Origin of the sequence: Gordonia sp. (in: high G+C Gram-positive bacteria) (genome assembly GCF_049299075.1) — a bacterium.
GTDB lineage: Bacteria > Actinomycetota > Actinomycetes > Mycobacteriales > Mycobacteriaceae > Gordonia.
Genome location: NZ_JBAQWU010000426.1, coordinates 1 through 5,877, shown reverse-complemented (window position 1 = coordinate 5,877; position 5,877 = coordinate 1). Strand labels below are relative to the sequence as shown.

General features: G+C 68.7%; 8 protein-coding genes. 3 read left to right on the top strand and 5 right to left on the bottom strand.

Annotation, left to right across the window (positions count from 1 at the left end; translation table 11 throughout):
• A partial coding sequence (locus tag WAW85_RS13730; RefSeq protein ID WP_422560161.1) for a helix-turn-helix domain-containing protein occupies positions 1 to 280 on the top strand: 280 nt, incomplete at its 5' end.
• A gap of 94 nt (positions 281 to 374) precedes the next feature.
• Here the strand turns inward: WAW85_RS13730 and WAW85_RS13725 are convergent.
• Entirely contained in the window at positions 375 to 1,259 is an 885-nt protein-coding gene (locus tag WAW85_RS13725) for an exodeoxyribonuclease III (RefSeq protein ID WP_422560160.1), read from the bottom strand.
• A 60-nt stretch (positions 1,260 to 1,319) separates the two neighbouring features.
• On the opposite strand from WAW85_RS13725, the gene WAW85_RS13720 reads away from it, so the two are divergent.
• Positions 1,320 to 1,529, top strand: coding sequence for a hypothetical protein (locus WAW85_RS13720; protein ID WP_422560159.1), 210 nt, complete (start codon positions 1,320 to 1,322; stop codon positions 1,527 to 1,529).
• A 21-nt stretch (positions 1,530 to 1,550) separates the two neighbouring features.
• Complete coding sequence (locus tag WAW85_RS13715; RefSeq protein WP_422560158.1) at positions 1,551 to 2,069, top strand: glutamine amidotransferase-related protein; 519 nt, start codon at positions 1,551 to 1,553, stop codon at positions 2,067 to 2,069.
• Between the two features lie 54 nt (positions 2,070 to 2,123).
• On the opposite strand, the gene WAW85_RS13710 is transcribed toward WAW85_RS13715, so the two are convergent.
• From WAW85_RS13710 to WAW85_RS13695, 4 genes are all read right to left on the bottom strand, one after another.
• Positions 2,124 to 2,726 carry a TetR/AcrR family transcriptional regulator gene (locus tag WAW85_RS13710; RefSeq protein WP_422560162.1) on the bottom strand — a complete coding sequence of 201 codons (603 nt, stop codon included), beginning with the start codon at positions 2,724 to 2,726 and terminating at the stop codon, positions 2,124 to 2,126.
• A complete protein-coding gene (locus WAW85_RS13705) occupies positions 2,723 to 3,523 on the bottom strand; it encodes an enoyl-CoA hydratase family protein (protein WP_422560157.1) in 801 nt (266 codons plus the stop codon). The genes WAW85_RS13710 and WAW85_RS13705 overlap by 4 nt, the downstream gene beginning before the upstream one ends.
• Positions 3,524 to 3,533: 10 nt before the next feature.
• Positions 3,534 to 4,691: an acyl-CoA dehydrogenase family protein gene (locus WAW85_RS13700; RefSeq protein WP_422560156.1), complete on the bottom strand. Its 1,158-nt coding sequence runs from the start codon at positions 4,689 to 4,691 to the stop codon at positions 3,534 to 3,536.
• Between the two features lie 12 nt (positions 4,692 to 4,703).
• Positions 4,704 to 5,877 (bottom strand): biotin/lipoyl-containing protein (locus WAW85_RS13695; protein ID WP_422560155.1); only part of this gene is annotated, 1,174 nt, incomplete at its 5' end.

Genomic DNA, 5,877 nt, shown 5'->3' with positions numbered 1-5,877 from the left:
GGATTGGCCCGGCAATCTGAGCGAGTTCGCGATGGTGCTCGATGAGGCCGCGGAGACGGCCCGTGCGCGTGGCGCGCGGACCGTCGACGTCGCCGACCTGCCCCCCGATTACCGCAGCAACTCGCGTGTTGCGCGACTGCTGGGACTCGAACAGGCCGAGCGACTGGCGATCATCGAGGCGCTCGACGCCGCCGACGGCAACAAGAGCCACGCCGCCAAACGCCTGGGCATCAGCCGATCCACACTGTATGCGCGGATCCGCGCTTTGGGGATCCACTGAGCGAGCGGCTATCGGTCGGCGCGCTCTTCTATTTCCGAACGTCGGGCACACCTCGATTCGTGCGATGGCCAACCCCGCCGAGATGGCCATGCGGTCAGTCGGCGACGGTGTGCGGGAGCTTCACTGCACCCGGCTTCACCTTGGCCGGACGCGAGGGCGGCGGCACCATCGGCCCGACGTTGCCGTCAGGGGCATCGTCGAGGTCGACGATGACCGGCGCATGGTCGCTCGGTTTGCTCCCCTTGCGCGCCTGCCGGTCCACCCACGCGGCCGCCACCCGGTCGGCGATCGGCGTACCCGCCACGATCAGGTCGATCCGCATGCCGAGGTTCTGGTGGAACATGCCGGCGCGGTAATCCCAGTACGAGTAGTACTGCTCGGCCGGCCAGTGGGCGCGTTGCGTGTCGACCATCCCGAGATGCAGCAGTCCCGCCAGTTCGGCGCGCTCAGGCGCGGTCGCGTGCGTGTGCCCGACTAGCGCGGCCGGGTCAAAGACGTCGATGTCGGCCGGCACGATGTTGAAGTCCCCGCACACCATGGCGTCGGCGGCCTCCGGTGTGACGGCGGCCCGCAGCTTCTCCAGCCAGCTCAGCTTGTAGCGGTAGTGGTCGGAGTCCACCTCGCGTCCGTTCGGCACATACACCGACCAGATGCGGATCCCGTCGCACACCGCCGACACCGCACGCCCCTCGGGGGCGTCGGCCGGATCGGGGAAGCCGGGCGCGTCCGGGAAGGCGTGGCGCACATCGTCGAGCCCCACCTTGCTCAGCAGCGCGACCCCGTTCCACTGCCCCTGCCCGCAGTGCGCGAATTGGTAACCGCGCGAAGACAATTCGTCACCGAGCTCGGCGGCGAAGGCATCGTCGTTCACCTTGGTCTCTTGCAGGCAGACCACGTCCGGCTGCCGCTCATCCAGCCACGGGAGTAGTCGCGGGATCCGCGGCTTCACCGAGTTCACATTCCAGGTCGCGACGCGCATATCCCTCACCGTACGTTGCGATCGGGACCTCAACGTCGCGGGCCGGTAGGGTTTCTCGCTGTGAAACCCTTCCTCCTGCTGTCGATCCGGGCCGATGACGACGCCGCGGACGAGGAGTACGCAGCCTTCGTGCGATTCGCTGGACTGGCGCCCGACGAGGTGGAGCGGGTGCGGCTGGACCGCACTGCGCTGGGCCCGGTGGACCCCGGCGCATACGCGGGGATCATCCTCGGCGGCGGGCCGTACAACGCGAGCGATCCCGTCTCGTAGAAGTCGGCCGACCAGCTGCGGGTGGAGGTCGATCTCGCCCGGCTACTCGCCGACGTCATCGCACAGGACACTTGGTTTTTGGGTGCCTGCTACGGCATCGGCGCGGTGGGCACGGCCATCAACGCGCGTATCGATCGACAGTTCACCGAACCGGTCAGCGCGGTCCCCATCACCCTCTCCGCCGCTGGCCGGGACGACCCGCTCTTCGGTGCCCTCCCCGAGCGGTTCGACGCCTTCGTCGGCCATAAGGAAGCAATCAGCGAGTTGCCCGCCGGCGCCGTCTTGCTCGCGTCTTCGCCGGCCTGCCCGGTCCAGGGGTTCCGCGTCGGCCAGCACGTCTATGCCACGCAGTTCCATCCCGAACTCGACGTCGAGGGCATTATCACCCGGATCGGCACCTATCGGCACCATGGGTACTTCGATCCGTCCGCGCACGACGACCTGGTCGCCATGGCCCGCGCCAGCGACGTGACCCATCCGCCGGAATTGCTCACGCGCTTCGTCGAGCTCGCCCGGAGCGGCGATCCCGAGTCGAATTAGCGACGCCGCGAGTCGACACCGCCATCCGCCCACTCGGCCGGATTGCACTCACGTTTACGCCAGGGCGCGGGTGAGTTGCTCGACCCAGGCGGCGGTCACTTGGGCGCGGCGGGCCGAATCGTCGGAGAGGGTGTCGGCCAGGCCGAGGCCCCGGGCCAAATCCAGGGTCAACTGCGCCAGCCGGTGCGCCTCGGTACCGTGCGTACCTTCCGGGTCCAGGCCGCGCACGGTGAGTTTGTGTGCCGCCCGGGCGAGTTTGGCTTCCAATGGCAGGACTGCCTCGCGCAGCGCTTCGTCGGAGGCCGCCGCCGCCCACACTTGCAGGGCGGCTTTGAACTGCTTGCCGGTGTAGATCGCCACCGCCCGATCGACGACCACCTCGATCCGCTCGGCACCTGATGGCAGCGCGTCGAGTGCCTCGGCCGCCTCGGCGGTCATTCGCTGGAACATCTCCTCGAGCACCGCGGTGATCAGATCTTCCCGCGCCGGGAAGTGATGTTGCGCGGCGCCGCGTGAGACGCCCGCGGCCTCGGCGACGGCACTCACCGTGGTCGCCGACCAGCCCTTGGCCGCCAGCATGTCGACGGTCGAGGTCAGCAGCCGCTCCCGCGTCTGCCGCGACCGCTCCTGCTGCGGGCCCCGCACCGAAGCGGTCATGATGTGCTCGCGTCCCATGGCGGCGTCTGTTTGGCCAGGAACGCCGTCATACCGGCACGCGCTTCCGCCGAATCGAAGAGCGCCATCGACTCCGCAGCCCGGCGCGCCACCGCCGTATCGAAGCCGGCGAGCAACGACGCCGTCGCGAGTTTCTTGGACGCGGCCAACCCCTGGGGAGAGGCCTTGCGCACGCTCTCCAGGATCTCGTTCCGGACGGCGTGCAGTTCTTCGACGGAGTCGGTGGCGGCCGTGAGCAGTCCGGCGCGCACGCCCTGAGCGCCAGTGAACGCCTCCCCGGTCAGAAAGTAGCGGCCGACGGCCCGGGCCGTCATCTTGGCCAGCAGCACCACCGAGATGATGGACGGCGCGAGACCCAGCCGCGACTCGGTGAGCGCGAAGGTGGCATGCGGACCGGCTAGCGCGATGTCCGCCGAGCCCACAAGTCCGAAGCCACCGGCGCGCACATGCCCGTTGGCCACCACAATCACCGGCTTCGGTAACTCGATGAACGCGCGCATCAGCGCCGACATCGCGGCGCCCGCCTCTTTCGTCGCTTCCTCCGGCGTGCGGCCGCGCTCCAGCGCCTCACCCAAATCCGCTCCGGCACAGAACGTTCCGCCGGTGTGGGTCACCACCACGGCACGCACCCCGGGGTCCTCGCCCGCGCCGATGATCGCCGCGCGCAACTGACGCACGAGCGTTGAGCTCAGCGCATTGCGGTTGTGCGGCGAGTCGAGGGTGACGGTGCAGACCGCCGCCTCGACGGCGACGCGTACCAGTTGCTGGTCGTCGGTCATCGGTGCTCGCTCAGTACGACTTGGGCAGGCCGAGGCTGGTCTGCGCGACGAAGTTGAGGATCATCTCGCGACTGACCGGGGCTATCTTGGCGATCCGCGAGAGCGTGATCATCGGCGCCACACCGTATTCGACGGTGAGCCCGTTGCCGCCCATGGAGTGCACGGCGTGGTCGACGGCAGACACCGCGGCGTCGGCGGCGAGCAGTTTGGCCATGTTGGCGGGTTCAGCTGCGGCCCAATCATCGCCCGCGTCGTAGAGCGCCGCCGCCTTCTGCATCATCAGCTTGGCCGCCTCCACGTCGATCTTGGCTTTGGCCAGCGGATGCGAGATCGCCTGATGGGTGGCAATCGGCGCCTTCCACACGGTGCGGTCGCTGACGTAGGCGACGGCCTTCTCCAACGCGTAGCGCGCCATGCCGACCGCCGACGCCGACGCCATGATGCGTTCGGGGTTCAGCCCCGCGAACAGTTGACTGAGCGCCGCGTCCTCGGAGCCGACCAGCGCGTCGGCGGGCAGGCGAACGTCGTCGAGGAACAGGGTGAACTGCTTCTCCGGGTTCTCCAGCGCCATCTCGATGATCTTGGCCTCGAAGCCGGGGGCGTCGGTCGGCACCGTGAATAGGGCAGGCTTCAGCTTCCCGCTCTTGGCGTCCTCGGTGCGTGCGACGATCAGCACCGCGTCGGCCTGATCCACCCCGGAGATGAACACCTTCTGCCCCGAGAGCAGCCACTCGTCGCCGTCGCGGCGCGCGGTGGTGGTGATCATGTGCGAGTTGGATCCGGCGTCGGGCTCGGTGATGCCGAAGGCCATGGTGATCGATCCGTCGGCGAGGCCCGGCAGCCAGCGCTGCTTCTGCTCGTCGGTGCCGAAGCGCGCGATGATGTTGCCGCAGATGGCCGGGGAGACCACCAACATCAGCAGGCCGGTGCCGGTGGCGGCGAGCTCTTCCATCACGATGGCGAGCTCGGTCATGCCGGCACCACCGCCGCCGTACTCCTCGGGCAGATTCACGCCGATGAAGCCGAGCTGTCCGGCCTCGCGCCACAGCTCATCGGTTTTGCGGCCCTGGCGGGCGCAGTCTTGGAAGTACTGCGCGCCGTACTTGTCGCCGAGTGCACGGACGGCCGCGCGCAGTTCCTGCTGTTCGGTGGTTTCTGCGAAATCCATGGGGGCTCTTTCCTATTCGGCTGCTGCCGCAGCTGTGTCTTGCGCTTCTTCGGTGATCACCGCGAGCACCTCTCCCACGGACAGTTGCTTGCCCGGCTCGACGGCGAAGACGGACACCACTCCATCCGACGGAGCGCTGATCGTGTGTTCCATCTTCATCGCCTCCAGCCAGAGGAGCGGCTGTCCGGCGACGACGCGGTCGCCCTGCGCCACCGCCACGCGGATTACCGAGCCGGGCATGGGGGCCAGCAGCGAACCGGGGCGCGTCACCGCCGATGGATCGGTGTAGCGCGGCGGACGGGTAAAGGCGGCGGACGCACCGGGCCAGTCCACGAATACCTGGTCGGCATGGGTGGTGACCGCATACCGGCGGGCTACCCTGTCGACCCGCAGCACCACCAGGTCCGGCATCCACGAGACGGCCTCGACACCCGCGTCGTCGGGCAGTTCCACGACGCCCCGGACGATCCGGTAGCGAACCACCAGCTCGTCCCCTGCTCCCTGAGCTTGTCCTGCTCCCTGAGCTTGTCCTGCTCCCTGAGCTTGTCGAAGGGTCACCCCCTGATACCCCGACGCCAGGTTCCGCCACCCGGACGGGATCCCGCGGAGCGTCTGCGCGCCGGCGCGATTGGCCGCCGACTGCGCGAGCGCTGCGGCGATAGCGGCGACCCGCACCTCGCGCTCACCGGCGAGCGGCGCCGAAAGCCCCTGCAACCCAACGGTTTCCAGGTAGGCGGTGTCGGTGTCCCCGGTCAGGTACTGCTCTTCGCGAAGGATGTTCACCAGTAGGTCACGGTTGGTGATCAGCCCGTGGATCTTGGCGTCGGCGAGGGTTCGGGCCAGCATGGCGGCGGCCCGGGCGCGGGTGGGCGCCCACGAGATCACCTTCGCCAGCATCGGGTCGTAGTAGGTGGAGATCTCGCTGCCGTCGGCGATACCGGAGTCGACCCGGATACCCGGGCGCTCCAGCAGCCCGAAGTGCACGTCGGCCGGGATGTCGATGGTGTGCACCGTGCCCGACTGCGGTTGCCACTCGTGCGCCGGATCCTCGGCGTAGAGGCGCACCTCGATCGAGTGCCCGGTGGCGGCCGGCTCGGGGCCGTCCAGCGGCTCACCTTGGGCCACCCGCAGTTGCCAGGCCACCAGGTCGACGCCGGTGGTCAGTTCAGTGACCGGATGTTCTACC

Coding starts and splice junctions, on each gene's coding strand:
- WAW85_RS13725 (WP_422560160.1), bottom strand. CDS start 1,259: ATGCGCGTCGCGACCTGGAATGTGAACTCGGTGAAGCCGCGGATCCCG.
- WAW85_RS13710 (WP_422560162.1), bottom strand. CDS start 2,726: ATGACCGCTTCGGTGCGGGGCCCGCAGCAGGAGCGGTCGCGGCAGACG.
- WAW85_RS13700 (WP_422560156.1), bottom strand. CDS start 4,691: ATGGATTTCGCAGAAACCACCGAACAGCAGGAACTGCGCGCGGCCGTC.
- WAW85_RS13705 (WP_422560157.1), bottom strand. CDS start 3,523: ATGACCGACGACCAGCAACTGGTACGCGTCGCCGTCGAGGCGGCGGTC.